At 66.5% G+C, this 21,075-nt stretch carries 14 protein-coding genes; 5 read left to right on the forward strand and 9 right to left on the reverse strand.

Annotated elements, in window-relative coordinates:
* On the reverse strand, positions 1-2,052 hold the full coding sequence (locus ACXDF8_RS19355; RefSeq protein ID WP_457224901.1) for an erythromycin esterase family protein: 2,052 nt from the start codon (positions 2,050-2,052) through the stop codon (positions 1-3).
* Positions 2,049-2,339 carry a dsRBD fold-containing protein gene (locus tag ACXDF8_RS19360; protein ID WP_457224902.1) on the reverse strand — a complete coding sequence of 97 codons (291 nt, stop codon included), beginning with the start codon at positions 2,337-2,339 and terminating at the stop codon, positions 2,049-2,051. Before ACXDF8_RS19360 ends, ACXDF8_RS19355 begins: the two co-directional genes overlap by 4 nt.
* Before the next feature lie 151 nt (positions 2,340-2,490).
* On the opposite strand from ACXDF8_RS19360, the gene ACXDF8_RS19365 reads away from it, so the two are divergent.
* A complete protein-coding gene (locus ACXDF8_RS19365) occupies positions 2,491-3,114 on the forward strand; it encodes an SRPBCC family protein (RefSeq protein ID WP_457224903.1) in 624 nt (207 codons plus the stop codon).
* Here ACXDF8_RS19365 and ACXDF8_RS19370 read toward each other — a convergent pair.
* A complete protein-coding gene (locus tag ACXDF8_RS19370) occupies positions 3,111-4,094 on the reverse strand; it encodes an Acg family FMN-binding oxidoreductase (protein WP_457224904.1) in 984 nt (327 codons plus the stop codon). The two genes, ACXDF8_RS19365 and ACXDF8_RS19370, sit on opposite strands and share 4 nt — an antisense overlap.
* A 167-nt stretch (positions 4,095-4,261) precedes the next feature.
* Here ACXDF8_RS19370 and ACXDF8_RS19375 point away from each other — a divergent pair, with 167 nt between their 5' ends.
* Genes ACXDF8_RS19375 through mgtA form a run of 3 tightly spaced genes read left to right on the forward strand, consistent with a single transcriptional unit; the run spans position 4,262 to position 10,764 of the window.
* A complete protein-coding gene (locus tag ACXDF8_RS19375; protein WP_457224905.1) occupies positions 4,262-5,764 on the forward strand; it encodes a bifunctional aminoglycoside phosphotransferase/ATP-binding protein in 1,503 nt (500 codons plus the stop codon).
* A gap of 31 nt (positions 5,765-5,795) precedes the next feature.
* Complete coding sequence (gene ppsA, locus ACXDF8_RS19380; protein ID WP_457224906.1) at positions 5,796-8,108, forward strand: phosphoenolpyruvate synthase; 2,313 nt, start codon at positions 5,796-5,798, stop codon at positions 8,106-8,108.
* On the forward strand, positions 8,086-10,764 hold the full coding sequence (gene mgtA / locus ACXDF8_RS19385) for a magnesium-translocating P-type ATPase (RefSeq protein WP_457224907.1): 2,679 nt from the start codon (positions 8,086-8,088) through the stop codon (positions 10,762-10,764). The genes ppsA and mgtA overlap by 23 nt, the downstream gene beginning before the upstream one ends.
* A gap of 1 nt (position 10,765) precedes the next feature.
* Here mgtA and ACXDF8_RS19390 read toward each other — a convergent pair whose 3' ends face one another.
* A complete protein-coding gene (locus tag ACXDF8_RS19390; protein WP_457224908.1) occupies positions 10,766-12,187 on the reverse strand; it encodes a WS/DGAT/MGAT family O-acyltransferase in 1,422 nt (473 codons plus the stop codon).
* A gap of 233 nt (positions 12,188-12,420) precedes the next feature.
* The gene (locus ACXDF8_RS19395) at positions 12,421-13,716 is read right to left on the reverse strand and encodes an MFS transporter (protein WP_457224909.1); all 1,296 of its coding nucleotides are present in this window, start codon (positions 13,714-13,716) and stop codon (positions 12,421-12,423) included.
* Positions 13,717-14,120: 404 nt separating this feature from the next.
* On the opposite strand from ACXDF8_RS19395, the gene ACXDF8_RS19400 reads away from it, so the two are divergent.
* Complete coding sequence (locus tag ACXDF8_RS19400) at positions 14,121-15,992, forward strand: glycosyltransferase (RefSeq protein WP_457224910.1); 1,872 nt, start codon at positions 14,121-14,123, stop codon at positions 15,990-15,992.
* Here ACXDF8_RS19400 and ACXDF8_RS19405 read toward each other — a convergent pair.
* The 4 genes from ACXDF8_RS19405 to ACXDF8_RS19420 form a co-directional block, all read right to left on the reverse strand.
* A complete protein-coding gene (locus ACXDF8_RS19405; protein ID WP_457224911.1) occupies positions 15,976-16,344 on the reverse strand; it encodes a response regulator in 369 nt (122 codons plus the stop codon). The two genes, ACXDF8_RS19400 and ACXDF8_RS19405, sit on opposite strands and share 17 nt — an antisense overlap.
* 57 nt (positions 16,345-16,401) lie before the next feature.
* The gene (locus ACXDF8_RS19410) at positions 16,402-18,954 is read right to left on the reverse strand and encodes a CHASE domain-containing protein (protein WP_457224912.1); all 2,553 of its coding nucleotides are present in this window, start codon (positions 18,952-18,954) and stop codon (positions 16,402-16,404) included.
* Positions 18,955-19,451: 497 nt separating this feature from the next.
* On the reverse strand, positions 19,452-20,252 hold the full coding sequence (locus ACXDF8_RS19415; protein ID WP_457224913.1) for an ABC transporter permease: 801 nt from the start codon (positions 20,250-20,252) through the stop codon (positions 19,452-19,454).
* Positions 20,252-21,073 (reverse strand): ABC transporter permease, encoded by an 822-nt coding sequence (locus ACXDF8_RS19420; protein ID WP_457224914.1) that lies wholly within the window; start codon positions 21,071-21,073, stop codon positions 20,252-20,254. The genes ACXDF8_RS19415 and ACXDF8_RS19420 overlap by 1 nt, the downstream gene beginning before the upstream one ends.
* Between the last annotated feature and the right edge of the window lie 2 nt (positions 21,074-21,075).

A 21,075-nucleotide genomic window follows, 5' to 3' on the forward strand; every position in this document is an offset into this window, starting at 1 on the left:
CTACAGGCCGCTCGGATAGGTTTCGGGGGTTTCGCCGGCGATCCACACACTGGTCGGTTCCAGCGGCTCCAACGCCCTGGTCGTGTCGATGTGGATCATCGCGTCGAACTGGTCGGCCGGGCGCACGTGGAAGTAATGGCTCTGCCGTTCGGTCTGCGGCTGGTAGATCACTCCTATCGCGCGGTGCAGCCGCACCTGCTCCAACGCGGCGGCAGCCGGCGAGCCGTCGTGCATCGAGATCAGGAACGACGACTTACCGGTGTCGTGCAGGAGCTCTTCGATGCTGCCGGCCAGGGCCGGGCGCACTGTCTTGCGTTCGGCGATCCCGCCCCATTCGCTCGCCGCGGTGACCATGCCGCGGTATGTCGAGAAGCCGATCAGCCTGGCCTGCTCGCCGTAGCGCTCCCTGGCCAGCTCGCCAATGGTCAGCTGACCGTCCGCGGAGACTTCGGTAGCGCGGGCATCACCGACATGAGAGTTATGCGCCCACACCACGATCCGGGCGGGACCTTGATCGGCCTGGGCGCCGCTGTGTCGATCCAGATGGGTGAGCAGGGCGGTGAGGGTCTGGGCCATGTGCTTGTCGCGCATGTTCCACGAGGTGACCCGCCCGCGGAACATCCCGCGGTAGTACTCCTCGGCGTTGCGCACGGTCATCGCGTTCTGCTGGGCGTAGAACAGCTCGTCTTCGGCGAGCTGACCGTCTTTGGTCAGGTACTCCACCGCATGGCGTTGCAGCTCGACCAGCTGCTCGACGGCCTGACGTTCACAGGACGGGCCGGCGCCGAACGCCGCGGCGTAGCCGTAGGCCTGGCCGTCGTCGCCGTCGGAGTGGTCGAAGCAGGCGTAGCGGGCGCGGGCGCGGGTCGCAGCCTTGGGGTCGACGCCGTCCAGGTAGGCGATGACCTCCTGCATCGAACGATGCAGGCTGTAGAGGTCGAGACCGTAGAACCCGGTCTGCCGGCGCCCGTCGGCCGCGCAGCGGCCGTTGTGCCAGCGCAACCAGCCCGCGAAGTCGCGTACGACGGTGTTGCGCCACATCCAGGCGGGGAAGCGCTCGAAACCGCGTAGCGCCTCCTCAGGTGTGGAGTCGTCGCCCAGGCCCCGCACGTAGCGGTTGACCCGGTAGGCGTCCGGCCAATCTGCTTCGGCGGCAACGGCATTGAAGCCCTTCTCCATGATCAGCCACTTGGTGATCTCGGCGCGTGCCTGGTAGAACTCGTGCGTGCCGTGCGAACTCTCGCCGATCAGCACCACCCGGGCGTCGCCGATCAGGTCCTCAAGGACCTCGTGTGGCGGCACCCCGTCTGGCGCGTCGACGGCGGCGTGGGCCACCAGGACGGCGGCAGGTTGCTCGGCCGCCGGCGCCGGCTTGCCGGTGGTGGGCCGCGACAGCAGCTCGCGTACCTCGTCGTCGGTGACCTGGCGGAAATCCCAGAACGATTCGCCCACCGCGAGGAACGGTGTGGGCATCGACGCGCACACCACCTCATCGACGATGCCGGCGAACTCGCGGCAGGTCGACTCCGGTGCGGCGGGGACGGCGATCACGATCCCGGCCGGTTCGGATTCGCGCAGGGCTTGTACGGCAGCCAGCATGCTCGAGCCGGTGGCCAGTCCGTCGTCGACCAGGATCACCGTCTTGCCGGCGACCTGCACCGGGGGACGCCCTTCCCGGTAGGCGGCTTCCCGGCGAACCAACTCACGAGCCTCCCGCTCGGCGACCTCCCGCAGCTGCTGCGGGGTGATCTGCAGGCCGCGCAGCACGTCGTCGTTGACCACTACCCGGCCGCCACTGGCCAGGGCCCCGACGGCGAACTCCTCGTGACCTGGAGCTCCGAGCTTGCGGACGATGAACGCGTCGAGCGGCACACCCAGCGAGCGGGCCACCTCGTAGGCGACCGGGATGCCCCCGCGGGCCAGGCCGAGCACCAGGACATCGGGCCTGCCCCGGTAGGCCTGCAACAGCCCGGCCAGCACCTGGCCCGCCTCGCGGCGGTCGGAGAAGACCCGGCGCGGCTGCTGGCGGCGTAAGCCGCCGGCTTTGGTCATCGTCGGCCGCCCCGGAACACGGTCAACGACGACCCCCGGGGTGCGGCGGTCTCGAGTTCCGATATCGAGGTGGCGAAGAGTTGGTTGGCCAGATTGGATAGTGCGCGCGCGACGGCCATTTCGTCGCGGAGTTCGAGGGCGTGTGCGTCACCGGTGTCCATCCGGGCGGTCCCCAGGCCCATCAGGGTGGTGTCGCGCCACGACAGCCGAGCGGTGGCCCGCGTGCGATCGGCGTCCTCGTCGACGGCGATCAGTACCGCCGTGTGTTTGGTCTCGTGGTGTTCCATGGCTGTCCCCTCATTCGAATTCGATCCGACCACTGCGCCCGGGCCACCGGTAGGGACCGAAGTCCTGACGCGGTGGGCCGTTCGTCGGCGCCGGCCCGGATGGGGGCGTAAGACCCTACGCATCGCGTTCGTCGTGCGAAACACTGACGGCATGTGGAGGAGCGTGATGGCAACGGCGCTCGCCGGAGCCAGTGTCTATGCGGCCAGACGGTTCTATCGCAACTGGGGTACCACCAAGGACGAGTGCGAAACACCGCTTCCCGGCGATGAACTCGTCGGGCGGCCGGCGGTGCAGACCACCGAGGGAGTGTGGATCGACGCGCCCGCGGGTGCGGTGTGGCCGTGGCTGGTGCAGATGGGGCAGGATCGCGGCGGGCTGTACAGCTACGAATCGCTGGAAAACCTTGTCGGCCTGAAGTTCTGCAATGCCGACCGGATCCACCCCGAGTGGCAGCAGCTGGCCGTCGGCGACGTGATCCGGTTGGTCCCGCGCGGCTGGATGGGCCTGCGCGACGGACTGGCGCTGCCGGTCGCCAAGGTCGTCGAAGGTCAGTCGATCGTATTGCGGGCGGATCCTGCTGCCCTGCCGTGGGACGGGGTGTGGTCGTTCCACGTCATGCCGCGCTGGGAGGATCGCTGCCGGCTCCTGGTCCGCAGCCGGGCGCGAATGCGGTTGCCCGGCGAGGTGCTCGGTGCTGAACTGTCCGGTCCCGTGGTGTCGTTGATGACCCGCGGCATGCTGCTGGGGATCAAACGCCGCGCCGAGGGGCGCTAGCCGCGGAATTCCAGAACGTCGGCCAGCGGCCGGCGGGGGGTGGCCGATGGGAGCTGCGCGATCGACGGAACCAGCCCAACTCGGATCAGCAGTTGCGGGTCATCGTCGGATCCGGTCAGTGCCCGGACGATGGCGCGGCTGGCCGCCAATTCGGTCATGTGGCTCAAGGTGCAGGTGGCCAGTCCGGCCATGGTGGCCTCCAGCAGGACGTCCGAGAGCACCTCACCGCAACCCAGAGCCTCCCGGCGGGTGTCGCCGTTGGTGGACAGCACCACGATCGTGGACCGGTCGTGGTCGACCTCCGGCCGGCGATCGGGATGTTCCTCGGCGGGGAACCTGCGGGCGATGTCGACCCGATCACGTTCGGAAACCGAAACCAGCGAGCTGTAGGGCACGCCATCCGAGACCTCGTAAGGTGCTGTCCACCAATGCAATTCAGCATGGTATGAGGCGTCGTAGCGGCGCAGCGCCTCGGTCAGGCGCGACGCTTCGGCCAGCTGGGGACGCGCCGTGTCAGCCAGCGTGTGCAGCGTCGCCTTGTCGGTGTCGATCGTGCTGCGCAACACCGCTTCGAATGCCGCCCAGGCCGGCGGCGGCGCGAAGGGCAGCCGGTCGGTACGCCGGGCTAGGATCGCGTCGGCGCGGCCGCGGTGGGCGTCGGTCACGTACTCCATCAGGCTGAAGTCGACGGTGGCCAGGTGATCGGGGTCGTTGGGGTTGGGGAACCGCGCGACGTGCGTCTGCCAGCCGGCCGCCGCGGCGGCCACTCGCAGATGATCCAGTACTGCACCGCAGCTGATGATCGCCTCGCGCCCGCTGAGATCGGTGGCATGGGGCACCCGATGCGGCTCGACGAACAGCTTCAGCTGCGCTCCTTCGCACACCCAGTGCCACGGCTGGCAGTTGTGCACCGACGGTGCACGGCATGCCAGTTCCACCGCGTTCGCCAACACCTGGGGATCGAGCGCCGACTTGGCCATGGTTGAACCTTATGTCGCCGACGCCCCGACGACAGGGGCCGGAAGTCACTTGACAGGACGCGGGCGGTACAGGGGCCTTTGTGCTCTCGGTGCAGGGGACCTTACACCCGCGCTCAGTGGCCGTAGGACCGCTGTGTCGATGTCCGCCACGGACAAGGATTAAGGACATGGGATCGGGATCGCGCAACGAGACAACCGCCGCGCCATCGGAAACCGCTGTCGGACCCCGGATCGCCGAAACCCATACCGGCATGGTGTTCCTGGTCGGCGATCGGGCCTACAAGGTGAAGAAACCCGTCGTCACCGATTTTCTCGACTTCTCGACGCTGGAGCGGCGGGAGGCTGCGTGCGCCCACGAACTGCTGCTCAACAGCCGGCTGGCCCCCGACAGCTACTTGGGTATCGGACGCTTCACCCCGCCCGGCGGTCTTCCCGAACCGGTCATCGTCATGCGACGCCACCCCGACGACCGCAGGCTGGCCACCTTGGTGCGCCTGGGCGAGCCGGTCGAAGACCAGCTGGCGGCGGTGGCGCTGATGCTGGCCCGCTTCCACGCCTCGGCATTGCGCGGGCGCGAGGTGGACGCCGAAGGTCGGGTGGAGGCGATCACCGGACGCTGGCAGGAGAACCTCACCGAACTCGCGCGCTATGCCGACGGGGTGGTTCCAGGCCTCGACTCAACCACGGTGGCCGAAATCGGAGTCCTGGCAACCGACTTCATTGCCGGTCGCGCAGTGCTGTTCGCCCGCCGGGTCGCCGAGCACAAGATCGTCGACGGCCACGCCGACCTGTTGGCCGACGATATCTTCTGTCTCGACGACGGGCCCGCGCTGCTGGACTGCCTGGAGTTCGACGACCAGTTGCGCTACGTCGACGTCATTGACGACGCCGCGTTCCTGGCCATGGATCTGGAGTTCCTGGGCCGGGCCGATCTGGCCGATGTCTTCCTGTCGACCTACGCCCGGCTGGCCGGGGACGACGCGCCGTCCTCGCTGCGCGACTTCTACATCGCCTACCGCGCCGTCGTTCGCGCCAAGGTCGACTGCGTCCGCCACATCCAGGGCGGCGCCGGTGCCGCGCAGGAGGCCGCGCGGCATCTGCAGATCGCGCTCGATCATCTGCGCGCCGGTGCTGTCCGGCTGATCCTGGTGGGCGGCGGACCCGGAACGGGCAAGACCACGCTGGCTCGATCTCTGGCCGATGCGCTTGGCGCCCAAGTGATCTCGACCGACGACGTGCGCGCCGAGATGGTCCGCGTCGGCGAACTGACCGGTGAACCGGGCACACTCGGCGAAGGGCTCTACAGCCAAAGCAACGTCGACGCCGTCTATGACGGGGTGCTGCGCCGGGCCCATCTCGACCTGTGCGAGGGCCGTACCGTCATCCTGGACGGGACCTGGCGCGAGGCCGGCCATCGCGAGCGCGCTCGGGCGCTGGCCGCCGAGTCGCCGGCGATCGTCTTCGAATTCGCCTGCACCGCGCCGTTGGACGCCACTGTCGCCAGGATCCGGGCCCGTACCGAGACGACTTCGCAAGCCACCCCGGAGATCGCCACCGCACTGGCCGACCGCGCGGACGACGGCTGGCAGGGCGCGCACCGCATCGACACCACCAGACCGCTCGCCGACTCCGTCGCGCTCGCTCAGCAGATCTGCTGTCTGGCTATCTGAGAAGTCCTGCAGCACTTTCGAGGAGATCTTCATGGCACATCGTCACTACGTCGCCGACATCGCCGAGCTGCGGATGAGCGACGCCGAAGAGGCTGGCGGCAAGGGCGCCAATATGGGCGAGATGGTGTCGGCCGGCCTGCCCGTGCCACCCGGCTTCGTGCTGCTGCGGGACTGCTATCTGGCCTCGACCGAAGCCGCCGGTGTCGCCGACGACCTCAACGCGGCCCACCGCGAAGCCATGCGGTACGGCAGCGACACCGACAAGCTCAGCGAGATGTGCCAGCAGATGCAGGCTCTGGTGCTCGAGGCCGGCATGGCCGACGACGTCCGCGACATGGTGCTCGCCGCCTATCGGCGCCTCGGCAACGACACCAGCGTCGCGGTGCGCTCCTCGGCCACCGGAGAAGACGGCGCAGACGCCTCGTTCGCCGGAATGAACGCGACCTTCACCAACATCACCGGGGAGCAGGAGCTACTCGACGCCGTCCAGAAGTGCTGGGCCTCGCTGTTCGCGCCCCGGGTGGTCGCCTACCGGGCCAGCCGGAATTTCTCCGCCGACCCGGCGATGGCGGTGGTCGTCCAGACGATGATCGCCTCGGAGCGGGCCGGCGTGGCGTTCACCGCCGACCCGACCACCGATGCCGAGGACCGGGTGGTCATCGAGGGGGCATTCGGTCAGGGCGAGGTCGTGGTGTCCGGATCGGTGGAGCCCGACACGTACCTGGTGTCCAAGGAAACCGGCGAAATCCTGTCTCGCCGCATCGGATACAAGGCGTTCAAGATCGTGCGCGGCTCTGACGGCTGCGACCAGAAGGTCGAGCTGCCCGAGGCCGAGCGGCTGGCGCAGGTGCTCTCCGACGACGAGGCACGCACGATCGCCGAGATCGCCGTCCGCAGTGAGCAGCACAGCGGCTGCCCGCAGGACACCGAGTGGGCGATCGCCGGAGGCAAGACGTGGATCGTGCAGACCCGGCCGATCACCACCCTGCATCGGGTGGGCAAGCCTGTGCCGGAGACCCATGACGTGGTGGCCCAGGGGCTGCCCGCCGTGCCCGGTGAGGCGTCCGGCGTGGTGCGGGTGCTGATCGACGTCGCCGACGGTGCCCGGCTGCGGGACGGTGAGGTGCTGGTGGCTCAGATGACGAACCCGGACTGGTTGCCCACCATGCGTCGGGCCGCGGCTCTGGTCACCGACACCGGCGGGATGACCTGCCACGCCGCTATCGTGGCCCGCGAGCTCGGTGTGCCTTGCATCGTCGGCGCGCGTACGGCGACCGCCGACCTGGAGGACGGCATGCTGGTAACCGTCGACGGCACCCACGGCCGGGTGCTGGCCGGTCGCACCTCACCCGCCCAGGGCGGCGCGGTGGTCACCGGCGCGTCCGCCCCCGCCGTGGCGCCCACCTCGGTGGCCGCCCAGGAGGTAACCGCCACCAAGATCTACGTCAACCTCGCGATGCCGGACAGCGCCGAGCGAGTCGCCGCCGAGGATGTCGACGGGGTCGGGCTACTGCGGGCGGAGTTCATCCTCACCGATGCGCTGCGCAACCGGCATCCGCGCGATTTGATCGCCCGCGGCGAGCAGGACACCCTGGTCGACGCGCTGGCCTCCGCGGTGGGCCGGATCGCCGGCGCCTTCGCCCCGCGCCCGGTGGTGTACCGGGCCACCGACTTCCGAACCAACGAGTTCCGTGGGCTGGCCGGCGGCGAAGCCTACGAGCCCGTCGAGCACAACCCGATGATCGGCTACCGCGGGTGCTACCGGTACGTCAAAGAGCCCGACGTGTTCGCCCTGGAACTCACCGCGCTGGCCCGGGTTCGCGAACAGAACCCCAACCTGCACTTGATGATTCCGTTCGTGCGGACAAAATGGGAACTCGAGGAGTGCCTATCGCTGGTCGACGCCAGCCCGCTCGGCCGCCAGCGCGGCCTGCACCGCTGGGTGATGGCCGAGGTGCCCTCGGTGGTGCACTGGCTGCCCGAGTATGTGGGCATGGGCATCGACGGGGTGTCGATCGGCAGCAACGACCTGACCCAGCTCATGCTGGGAGTAGACCGTGACTCCGACATCTGCGCCGAACTGTTCGACGAGTCCGACGCCGCGGTGCTCGACGCGATCGGCCGCATCATCTCCACCGCGCGCCGGCTGGGCATAACGTCGTCGTTGTGCGGTCAGGCACCGTCGACGAAACCGGCCTTCGCCGAACACCTTGTGCGGATGGGTATTACGTCGGTTTCGGTGAACCCCGATGCCGCAGCACGCGCGCGGCGCACGGTCGCCGCGGCGGAGCGGCGCCTGCTCCTCGAGGCGGCGCGCGCCGGTGACAGCAACCATTCCCGATGAACACCCGGCCGCCCTGCCGCCGCCGTCACTGACCGCGGCCGCAGTGGCGGCCGCGCCGCTGACCGACGTACTGGGCTGGCTGGACACCACCGCCGGCGGGTTGTCGACCACCGAGGCAGCCGCCCGGCTGGCAACGTTCGGCCCCAATTCGCTTCGCACCCATCGGGTCAGCGCCTGGGCGGTGCTGCGCCGGCAACTCAACAACGCGGTGTTGGCCCTGCTGGCGGTGACCGCGGTGCTGTCCTACTTCCTCGGCGACAGCACGCAGGCGGTGATCATCGGCCTGATCCTGGCGGTCAGCGTCGGTCTCGGCTTCCTCAACGAGTACCGCGCCGAGCGGGCCAGTGCCGCACTGCATTCGAGCGTGCGGCACACCTGCGTGGTGCGCCGCGACGGCAGCTACGTCAAGCTCGATGTCAACGAGCTGGTGCCCGGTGACGTCATCGAACTGGCACTGGGGGAGCTGGTTCCGGCCGATGTGCGGGTGCTCACCGTCAACGGCCTGGAATGCAACGAGAGCATCCTCACCGGCGAGTCCACCGCCGCCGAGAAGTCGGCATCGCCGGCGCCGCCCGATGCGGCACTGGCCGACGCGAATGACCTGGCGTTCATGGGCACCGTCGTCAGCGCCGGCGGCGCCACCGCGGTGGTGTACGCCACCGGCCTGGACGCCCAGTTCGGCCGGATCGCCGCGGGGCTGGGGGAGCGACAGCCCGAAACCGACTTCCAGGCCGGGCTGCGCCGATTCTCCTATCTGTTGCTGCAGGTGGCGATCACCCTGACGGTGCTGATCCTGGTGACCAATCTGCTGCTGCGCCGGCCCGTCATCGACTCGGTGCTGTTCGCGCTGGCGATCGCGGTGGGCATCACCCCGCAGCTGCTGCCCGCCGTGGTCAGTACCAGCCTGGCCACCGGGTCACGGCGGCTGGCCAAGCTCAAGGTTCTGGTCAAGCGGCTGGTGTGCATTGAGGACCTCGGCGACATCGACATCCTGATCACCGACAAGACCGGCACCCTCACCGAAGGCCGGATCACCCTCATCGAGGCCGTCGATGCGGTGGGGACGCCGGCGGATGCGGTGCTGCGCAAGGGGTTGCTGGCCACCGACGTGGACCCCGCGGTCGGTGGCACCAGCGCCAACTCCCTGGACGCGGCGCTGTGGGAGTCCGAGGCCGGCCAGCGGGTGGTCACCCGCGACGCCACCCGGATCGCCGAACTGCCCTTCGACCACCTCCGGCGTGCAACATCGGCCTTGGTCGACGACTGCGGCGCCCGAACACTGATCGTCAAGGGCGCACCCGAGCAGGTGCTAGAGCACTGCAGCCAGGTGCCCGCCGCGGCGCACCCGCTGATGGACGCCCTGTTCGCCGCGGGCCGTCGGGTGGTCGCGGTGGCCAGCCGCCCGGCGCCGGAGTTGTCTGTGATCACCGCCGCCGATGAGGCGGGGCTGACGCTCGACGGGTTCCTGGTCTTCGCCGACCAGCCCAAGCTCGCGGCGCGGGCGTCCCTGCGACGGCTCGCCGAGCTGAGCATCGAACTGAAGATCGCGACCGGCGACAACCCGCAGGTGGCCGAAAAGGTTTGCGCCGAAATCGGTTTGCCCACCAAGGGCACCGTCACCGGCGCCGCGCTGGCCGAACTTGACGAGGCCGGATTCGACGCGGCGGCCCGCGACGCCACCATCTTCGCGCGGATCTCACCGGAGCAGAAGGCCAAGCTCATCACGGTGATGCGGCACCACGGCCGCTCGGTCGGCTTCCTCGGCGACGGTGTCAATGACGCGCTGGCGCTACACGCCGCCGATGTCGGGATCTCCGTGGACACCGCCACCGACGTGGCCAAGGACGCCGCCGATGTGGTGCTACTGGAGAAGGATCTGGGTGTGCTGGCCACCGGTGCGGCCGAGGGCAGGCGGATCTTCGCCAACACCATCAAGTACGTGCTGATGGGCACGTCGAGCAACTTCGGCAACATGTTCAGTGCGGCGGCCGCCTCAGCGGTGCTGAGCTTCCTGCCGATGCTGCCCAGCCAGATCCTGCTCAACAACCTGCTCTACGACAGCTCGCAGCTGGCCATCCCCACCGACCGGGTCGACAAGGAGCAGCTGCAGGCGCCGTCGCACTGGAACATCGCGTTCATCCGGCGGTTCATGCTGACCTTCGGCCCGATCAGCTCATTGTTCGACTTCCTGACGTTCGGGTTGATGCTCGGGGTATTGCACGCCGGGCCAACGGAATTCCGAACCGGTTGGTTCGTCGAGTCGCTGGCCACCCAGACGCTGATCATCTTCGCCATCCGCACCCGGTGCATCCCGTTCGTGCGCAGCCGCCCGGGCGGCTGGCTGACGCTGACCACACTGGCGGTGATTGCGCTCGGCATCGGTATGACGGTGTCTCCGTTCGCGCATGCGCTCGGTTTCACGACGCTGCCCTGGCAGTTCTTCGGCGCGCTGGCCCTGTTCACACTGGCCTACCTGGTGCTGGTCGAGGTCACCAAGAAGATGTTCTACGCCGAGCCGACGCGGGCGGCGGCCCCGCCCCGGACCCGTGGCCGCGAACATCGGATCCACCGGCGGGCGGCCCGGTTCAGTCACAGCGGACGGTTACCGGAAGCGCTGGGGATGCCGGCGCTGGCCGGTACCAAGCAGCTGGGGTGAGTCAGCCGTTCGACAGCAGCATCAGATCGCCCCTGCGCCGGGAGTGCCGGGCGGAGGTGGCCAGCTTGTGCAGCCGCTGCACCCCGCGTGCGATGCCGGTGGCGAGTTCGTCGGCGTCGGCGGCGGTGTCGAAGTCGGCCAGCAGCCCGAAGGCCAGCTCGTCGGCGTAGCTGAAGATCGCGATCCCGGTGCGGAAGTCCGCCGCGATCGGGGGTATCGGCAGCAGGCGAATGACCTTGTGCCCCATCAGGGTCAGGGGCTGGCGCGGGCCGGGCACGTTGGTCACCACAGTGACCACCGACCGCTGTGGCAGTCGCGACAACAGCCGTACCGTCCACGCGGTCACCGGGAACGGGATCAGATTGGTCGCCCACACCACCACGCTGCCGGCCTGGCGCTGGCCGCTGGACTTGGCGACGGTCAGCCGGTCGTGCACCGCGCGCAGCCGCTGCAGCGGATCGGCGGTGTCGACGGGCAGCAGTGGCAGCATCAGCGACACCCGATTGTCCGAGACGTCCATGGCATCGGTGGCCCGCACCGAGACCGGGACCAGGGTGCGCAGCGAGTCCGGGCGGGGCTGCTGACCGCGGCGCAGCAGCGCCGCCCGGTAGCTGTCGGCGACCGCGGCCAGTGCGACGTCGTTGATGGTGGTGCCGAAAGCGTGCGCGATCTCCTCGACGTCGTGCATCTTCACTGCGGCCGAGCTGTACCGGCGCAGACCGCCGATGGGGCCGTTGAAGGATGACCGGGCCGCCGGGCGCAGCATGCTGGCGGTGATCTCGGCGGCGCCGCCGGCTGCCCGCAGCGCAACCTTGCCGGCCGCCAGGCCGAATCGCACCGAGTCGCCTACCCAGTCAAGGGGATTGAGGCTGGGCATCGGCGGTGTGGTGCGCCGTTTGGGGCGCTGGGCGGCCCCTATCGAGCTGGCGAAGCTGGTGACGTCGGCCTCGTCGCACAGGCCGGTGAGCAGGTTGCTGGCCGCGATACCGTCGGCCAGTGCGTGGTGGACCTTGACCAGCAGCGCCCACCGGTCCTGTGCCAGGCCCTCGATCACCCAGCATTCCCACAGCGGACGCTCGCGATCCAGCCGGCGCTCCATGATGGAGGCGACCTCGGCGAACAGTGCGGTGTCGTCGCCGGGATGCGGCAGCGCGGTGCGTCGCACGTGGTGGGCGAGATCAAAGGTCGGGTCGTCGACCCATTCGGGGGCGACCAGGTCCAGCGGATGGGTGCGCAACACCTGGGTGGCCCGCGGGTTGGTCAGGCAGCGCGCCCCGATGGTGTCGCGCAGGACGTCGAATTCCGGTGCGGGACCGGCCAGCACCGCGACGCCGCCGATGGCGAGGCTGACGTGGTGGTCGGTGTCCTCGAGTTGCAGGAAGCCCGCGTCCAATGTCGTCAGGTGCTGGACCTTCGGAGCCATGTCCCGCCTCTCGGTATCCCCGTCGCCGTCCAGTCTGCGACTGGCGGCAGCACAGTGGCAGGGTCGGAAGTCACCGGTTGGTGGGCCTGCGGCGGGGCCGGCCGGGACCCCACGAAGAGCAAAAGCCCGAGCTGTCGTGGAGTCGGGTTGCACGGCAGCTCGGGGCTGACTGGGACATCGACGGACGTGCCGGGGGCGTTACCGGCTGGTCGACCATCGCGCGCAACCGCTGATCAGCGGCCGCGGCGCGGGGCGGCGGCGTCAAGTTCGGTGTCGGTGAAGAACTCGAGCAGATACCTGCTCTCCTCGATGTCGCCGATGGTGCGGCGTGCTTTCTTGCGGGTCACCAGGATGCCGACCACAGCCAGGGCCCACACCGCGTACTGCACGCACCAGGCGAGCCGGAACGAGTCGAACGAGTACCCGCCGTGGGCCCCGATGATCATGCCCATGGCCTGCATCACCAGCAGCGAGGCCAGGAAGCCGCCCATGTTCACCGCGCCCTGCGCGGTGCCCAGCGTGGACGTCGGGTTGAAGGTGCGGGCGAAGTCGAAGCCCACCATGGACCCCGGCCCGCCGACCGAGATCACCACGATCAACATCACCAGCAGCCAGTGCGGGGCCGGTCCCGGCAGCGCGAGCACGACGGTCCAGATCAGGGCGTTGCTGGCGATGATGCCCAGCACGAGGTGGGACCGCCGGTGCGGGTGCCGGCCGGTGAGGAGGCCGATGACCACCCCGGCGACGATCGCGGAGACCACCGAGACGATGAGCAGGGTTCCCGCGGTTCTGCGGGAGAGGTTCTGCGCCACCATCAAGTACGGCACACCCCACATGAGCGCGAACACGGTCACCGAGAACTGGGTGCCCATGTGGGTGAAGAAGCCCAGCCGGGTGCCGGGGCGCAGCCAGACCGTGCGCACACTGGCCAGCGTGGCGCGCACGCTGGTGACCGGGTCGTACACCGTGACCCCGTCGGGGGTGTTCTTCACCAGCAACGCGGTGAGCACCACCGACAGCACACCGAATGCCGCGACTGCCGTGTAGGCGGTGGTCCACCCCGAACCGGCAAGCAGGGACAGGAACGGCACCGCGGACAGCACCTGGCCCAGCTGGCCGGAGATTCCGGTCAACTGGGCGACCAATGGAATCTGGCGCGGCTTGAACCAGTGTGGGACGAGCCGCAGCACCGAGATGAAGGTGAACGCGTCACCGAGTCCGACGACCGCGCGGGCGGCGATCGCGGTGGGCAGCGATTCGGTGAAGGCCAGGGTGAGCTGTCCGATGACCATCAGGGTGCCGCCGGTCAGGATCATCGCCTTGGATCCGTACCGGTCCAGCAGGATCCCACCGGGGATCTGGGCGCCGGCGTAGACGATTACCTGCAGCACCACGAAGGTGGACAGCACGCCTGGGCTCGCCGAGAACCGCTCGGCGGCGTCGAGCCCGGATACGCCCAAGGTGGTCCGGTCCAGGACGGCCACGACGTAGGCCAGTAACCCGGTCGACCACACAATCCAGGCCCGCACTGACCCTCGCCTCTCGTCTCTCTCGGCTACGTCGTCATCAATCATCTCCCGCCGGTGCAAATCGTTTCCCGCCACGCGAGGGGCGACCGGCTGCCTAAGTCCCATGTCCTTGTCCTTGGCAAGGCCAGCTGAACAGCGAAGGTGGACGACACATGCGTGACGGTCCCAACTCGAGCGGATGCCTCTCCTTTGCTTCCTTTGCTCGCGAGGACCGTCGCCGTCCGCGCGACGGAGCGCCGGCGGGACGCGGGACCTTACCGAGCGTGCTCCGCTGAGCCAGATGCAGGCGACGTTGGACGAACACTTGACCGCGCTCTTGTCGGCGTGCGAGGCATCCTGAGTGCCGCTCCCGATAGCCGCCGCGTTCGCTCCGAATTGAGGAGCCGGTATTACGATTTGCCAGTGTGAGTATCGACACGCCGGACCGCGATCGGTTGGCGAGGTTCTTCAACGATGCTCTGTCCGATAGTTCGCCTTTTTGGACTTCTCGACAACCCGTGCTGTGGCTCGCGGCCCATGATCTCGTTCGTGAACCCGAGACTTACTATTGCGATGTCGCTTCCGCCCTCGGATATCAGTACATCAGCGATATTCCGGTGATGATGGACGATTCAGCCTCGGTTGCCAATCTCATCGGCCCATCGATCCTCACCAAGCTGTCGTTCTTCGTTTTCCGACAGGACGGCGAATTCGTGGTCGCCTGCGCAGATCCGTTCGTCCGGGGCGAGATCATCGCGATCTGCCGGTCGCACCTCGACGAGGACGCCCGATTCCGAATCGTCATGGCCTCCCTGTCGGTAATCCGTGAAGCGATATCCTTGAGCGTTTACACCACGACCCGTGCCAAGGCCGAGACCAGTTTGAGTTTCGCTGCGCCAGAATTCTCGAGCCGCGGGATCATCAATAGTCGGTCGAAGGCGGTATTGCTACTGACGGTGACGCTGGTTGTCGGGCTGGTCGTGTGGCGTCCGGACTTCTGGGTCCTGGCATTCTTCGTCATCATCAATGTCTTGTATTTCGTCTTCATGCCATTCCGGTTTGCCGTCTGTCTACGGGCGTTGTGGACAGAGGGGCCGAGCGCGGCAGACGAGTTGCTCGCCGAACTGCCGGACGTGTTGTACCCGACCTACACCGTGCTTGTCCCCGGCTACGACGAGGCAAGAATTGTGCCAAGCCTGATCCGGGCGCTCCGCAACATCGACTACCCGCCCGACAAGCTGGACATCAAGCTGATTGTCGAAGTCTCCGACCGTGCGACGATCGAAGCCTATGAGAATGAAGGCATCGATGGCCGTAACATTGCGGATGCCGCCCACACGATCTTTCATCTCGTCAAGGTCCCGAATGGTCAGATAGCGACCAAACCGCGTGCGTGCAATTATGCCCTCGAGTTCGCGCGCGGCACCATGACGGTCATCTACGACGCCGAGGATCGGCCGGACCCCAAGCAGCTGAAGATGGCGTTCCTTCGTATGGTCGACGAACCACTGAACACGCTGTGCCTGCAAGCGAAATTGAATTTCTACAACCCGGGCGAGAATTTGTTGACCCGTTTTTTCGCGCTGGAGTACGGGTTCTGGTACGACTTCATGCTTCCTGGCCTGCGGGCGTGGAACATACCCATTCCGCTCGGTGGGACGAGTAACCACTTCGTGACCGAGGCGCTGCGCAGAGTCGGTGGATGGGACGCCTATAACGTGACCGAAGATGCCGACCTCGGCTGGCGTCTGAGCCGGCTCGGCTATCGAACCGCCATGCTGGATTCCTACACACTCGAGGAAGCCAACAGTCAGCTGTGGAATTGGATTACGCAGCGGACTCGCTGGCAGAAGGGGTTTCTCATCACTTCGCTGGTACACATGCGCAGCCCCATCAGCATGATCAGGCGTCTCGGACTCTACGGATTCGTCAGTTCATCCGCGGTCTTCCTATCCAATTTCCTTCTACCGCTGATTAATCCGTTGCTGTGGCTGATATTCGCGTTGTGGTACGTCCCGGCCCTGTTCGGCCTGCCAGGTGTAGGGCTCGGGCTGTCCGCCTGGATGGCACTGGTCGGGCTCCTCAACCTGCTCATCGGTAATGGCTTGTTCTTCGTCAGTTACTTGATCTCTGCGGTCGCCAAACGGCAGTGGTCTGCAATCGCGTTGGCCCCGCTGATGCCCATCTACTGGTTGCTGATCGGCATCGCCGCCTACCGATCCCTGTTCCAGGTCATCACAAGTCCCTACCGGTGGGAGAAGACAAAGCACGGATTGAGCATCACAGATATTTCTTAGCGGCAGCCAGGATGTCGCTGATCTTGGTCTCGCTCTTGATGAAATAGTCCTTCGCTCCGAGGGTGAGGGCCTCGTTCACGATGTCCCGCTGACCAAGGTTGGAGGCCACGATCACCGGAATGTCCCTGGTCTGCGGGTCTGCCCGCATCTCGCGGAGTATCTCGATGCCCGACCTCTTGGGCATCAACAGGTCAAGCACGACCACGTCCGGTCGGGCGTCTTTTATTCTGGCGACAGCGGATTCGCCGTCGGAGAAGGTGACGGCGTTCCACTCCTTGTTGCTGGAGAGCTTGAGCTGGTAGGCGTCGAGCAGGAACGCGTCGTCCTCGAATATGACGATGGTGTTGGGCACGTGACCCTCCGTTCTGGGTTGTCTTCGGACTGGCTAAGGTTGGTTTCGGGCTTTCCTCTACGACAACGACGGCGATTCTTCGAATCTGACTTCGCCGTCGTGCGCTGGGGCTCCGCTCAGCGGCAGGGTGAATGTGAAGGTCGTCCCCCGGCTCTCGGTGGACTCGAAGCTGATGGTCCCGCCGCACAATTCGATGATCGATTTCACCAGGTGCAAGCCCAGACCGTTACCGTCGGTTTGCATTTTGAGAATGTTCGCACCGCGGTAGAACTTTGAGAACACCTGGCCATGTTGTGATATGGGAATGCCATAACCGTGGTCCTTGATCCGGTACACGATGTCGTCGCCGCAGACATCGATCGATATCTCGATCGTGGTGTCGTCGGGAGAGTACTTGCTGGCGTTGGTGACGAGGTTCAAAATGACCTGTCTGACCAGAACCGGGTCGAGATCCACCAGCGGAAGTTCGGCGGCGTCAACGGATATCCGCTGACCGCGGGGCTGCAGTTCGACGGCTGCCTCGTCGAGGACACTGTGGGTGAGCTCGACGAGGTCGGTCGGTACCGGCGCGACGGTCAGCCGTCCTGATTCGACTCGGGACGCATTGAGAAGTGCGGTGACGAGATCGGCCAGACGCTCGTTGCTCTTAATCAGCTTCTGGGCGATGCCGTATTGCTGATCGGTGAGTTCCCCCACCGTTTCCGGGTCCGTCAGGATGTCGAGTAGCCAGCTCTGCGCCGTGATCGGCGTGCGCAGTTGGTGCGAGGCAACCGAGAGAAACTCGTCCTTCGCCCGATCGAGCCGCTCCTCTTCGGAGATGTCCCGGAAAATCTCGATAGCCCCGAACAGCTCGTTGTTGTGGATCAGGGGAGCGACGCTGAGCAGTGCCGGAAACACGCTGCCGTCGTCGCGCTTGTAGTGGATCACGGCGTTGGCGGTGCGCGCGCGATTCTCCAGTGCCAGGGCGATGGGCCGCTGTTGCGGCGGGTAGGGGTTGCCGTCCCTGTCGTAGGCTCTCAACACGTCGCTGTAATGCCTGCCGACTAGTTCCTCTTCGTCGGCCCGGAGGATCGTCGCAGTCGCCGCGTTAACGCGTTCGATGAGACCGTCGCGATTCAACACGATCATCGCTTCGACGATCCCGTTCAAGAGCATCTCGTCCTTCTGCTGCTCCAGGCGTGCCATGTCGCGTTCGTTGGCGAGATCCTTGGTGAGGAGTTCGGCGATCGAGACCGCGCGTTGTCGGGATGACGCGAGCAGGTAGGTCGCGAAGGCGAGCGCGACGCTGACCAACAGCCCGCTGTAGAGCACGATCCGGGTTCGTGCGAGGTCCTGGAATGACGCGTAACCAGGGGATGCGGTGAAACGGAGGAGCCAGGTCCGACCGCCGGCGGTCAGCGTGCGGACCGCGGTCAGGTGGGGGTCGCCGTTCTCCACCGGTGGTTCGCCGTAGAGCCGGTTGGCTGGCTCGAACTGTCCGGGATTGCCGGGGTCTTGATCGAATATTTCCAGCCGGATGTTCGCGTGTTGGTCGCTTAGGGCGGCGTTGACGAAGTCGTCTACCCGAAATGGGCTGTACACGTAGCCCCGGAGCATCGCGATTCGCTCGGCTATGGTGCTTGGTGAGCTTCCTTTGCGGTATACGGGCTCGTAGATAAGAAAGCCGTTCTGCTTTTGTTCTTCGTTTTCCTGAAGCAGGATCACCCGGCTCGACATCGCCGGCTCCCCGCTGTCGCGCGCCCGTGTCATGGCCGCGCGGCGGACGGGTTCGGAGAACATGTCGAATCCGACTGCCCGACGGTTTCGTTCATCGAGAGGTTCGAGGAACACGATGCTGGTGTAGACATCGCGGATCGGCTCCACGGGAAATACTCTGAACTCGGGCAGGCCCTCGGCCCGGATCGCTTCCTCCCTCGCTGCGAGCTCGTTTCGGGGGATCACCTCGGAATACCCGTATCCCAGAACTCCGGGGTAGTCGTTGGCGAGATTCAAGCCGTCGACATAGGCGGTCCAGTCGGTGCGAGTGATGTCGGTGGATGCGGCGAACAGGCTTGCTCCGCTCTTCAGCGCTTTGATGTCGGTGCTCAGATTCGACTCGACAAGCCGTTGCATTGCCTGGGCATCGAACTGAAATCGTTCGTTAAGTTGGCTTTTCGCACTGTTGTCGATGATTTGCCAAGTCACTCCGGTCAAGGCGAGCAGACTCAGCAGCACGGCGAAGAAGGCGCCCGCGCCCCATCCCAGACGCCGCACCAGCCGGTGGGTCGTCCACTGACTCTCCGCGGTGAGGATGGCGGTGGCCAGTAGCGTGATGCTCAGCGCCGCCGGGACCCGAACCTTGCGTAGGAGCTCGAAAGGTGCCGAAAGGTCGTCGCCGTAGGCGTAGACGACGATGGCACTCATGCCGATGACTGCCGCTGCCAACGTCAACAGTTCAGCGGTGATGCGGACCGGGGGGCGTCCTTCCTGGGCCATGCTCAGCAGCAGGGCCCAGCACAGCAGAGTTGCGGTGAGGGCGGCGAGCTGACTGATAACGGGTGCCGACCCGCGACCCAGCTGGAGTGCACTCTGGCTGGCGAGCGCCTCAAAGGGGCCCAGCCACACGGTCATGCATGCCACTGACAGTGCAGCGAGTCCACCGGCAATCAGAAGGCGGGATCGTCTGATGGTTCTGCCGAGGTAGAGCGCTGCGATCGCCAGACTTAGGAGTGCGTACGAGCCGGCGGCACCCAGATATTCAGGAATCAGGGGAGCCGGCAATGACCGCAGGCTACCGATGGTGAGCCAATACGCCAGGCTGACAGCGCCAATAGCGAGGACTGCGATCAGCAGTATTCGGACTATTAGTCGGGTCGAGAACCCGAAGGTGTTCCATCGCAGTCTGGTCAGCGGCGGGTTGCGCTCGGGTGGGGCTGACATCGTTGTCCCAGCGGCGCCGAGCCGTCGATTCACCGACTTCCCCCTCACCCGCGGAACCCATTTGAGATCGGGTATGGGGCTTTTGCGATGAGATGAATGGTAGTGCCAGCGCCGGTTGGTGGCCGATGATCAGTCAATTTTCTGCGTCGACTTCGACCCGCACCCATGAGCGCTGTGATGTGGGCTCGCTACACCCGGGTGGTCGCGGGATCACCGCCGAAGCGCTGCGCCAGCCAGACCGGGATCACCGCGAGCACCGTCAGCGCGGCGGCGACGACGTTGATCACCGGCGCCTGGTTGGGCCGGAACAGGTTGCCGAAGATCCAGATCGGCAGGGTCTGCACCGCCGGCCCGGCGGTGAATGTCGTGACGACGATCTCGTCGAAGCTCAGCGCGAATGCCAGGATCGCGCCGGCGACCAGTGCACCGCGCATCATCGGGAACGTCACGTAGCGGAAGGTCTGCCAGCTGGACGCGCCGAGGTCGGCCGAGGCGTCTTCGAGTCCGGTGCCCAGCCGGCGCAGCCGAGCCTGGGTGTTGTTGAAGACGATCACGACGCAGAACGTGGCGTGGCCGACGATCACTGTCGCCAAGCCCAGCGTCACGCCCAGTGCCGAGGTGAACGTCGCGTTCAACGCGATACCGGTGACGATGCCCGGAAGGGTGATCGGCAGCACCACCAGGAAACTGATCGTCTGCCGTCCGAAGAACTGGTAGCGCTGCACGGCGAACGCGGCCAGGCTGCCGAGCACCAGGGCTATCGCCGTCGCACACAGTCCCACCACCACCGAGTTGCCCAGTGAATGCCACATTCCCGAGCTGGCCCAGGCATCGCCCCACCACGCCAAGGTGAAACCGGTGGGTGGGAAGGCAAAGGTCTTCGATGCGTTGAAGGAGTTGAGGACGACTAGGAGCAGCGGGGCGTAGAGAAACACCAGCACCAGTGCGGTCCATCCGCGGACCAGGCGCCGCATCCCGTTCGACAGCATCAGACGTTCTCCAATGCCCCGGTGCGTCGCATCGCCAACAGGTAGAGCACGATCGCGGCCAACGGAATCAGCGACAGCGCCGCGGCCAGCGGTTGGTTGTTGGCGGTCACCAGCTGTCCGTAGATGATGTTGCCCAGCATCTGCGTCTTGCCACCGACGATCGTCACCGCGATGTAGTCGCCCATCGACAGTGAGAACGTGAAGATGGACCCGGCGGCGATACCCGGAAACACCAACGGCGCCACGATCGTTCGCAAAGTGGTCAGATCCGAGGCGCCCAGGTCGGCGCTGGCGTCGATCAACGGGTTGGGCACCCGCTCGAACGCGGCGAACACCGGTATCACCATGTAGGGCAACCACAGGTACGACAGGGTGAGCACGGTGGCGATCAAGCCGTAGCCCGGCGTGTGGCCCGCCACCCACTGCAGCGGACCGGAGGGCGAGAGCAGCATCCGCCAGGCGTAGGCCTTGACCAGATAACTCGCCCACAGCGGTGTGGTGACCGCCACGACCAGACCCAGTCGCACCCGCGGCGAGGCGACCTTGGCCATGTACAGCCCGAGCGGAACGGCCAGAACGATGCAGATCACGGTGACGCTCAGCGCGATTCCGACGGTGCGCAGGGTGGCCGTGCGGAACACCGCATCGGTGGCGGCCCGCACGATGTTGTCACCGGTGTAGGACCGGACCACCGCACCGGTGAACGTGTCGGTGCTCCAGAACGCTGAAAGTAGCAGTACGCCCAGCGATCCCAGATAGGCCACCACTAGCCAGGCCAACGGCGGTACGAGCAGAAGGGCCAGGCGGATCCGCTGGCTCATCG

The sequence above is a fragment of the Mycolicibacterium sp. CBM1 genome (assembly GCF_054073305.1).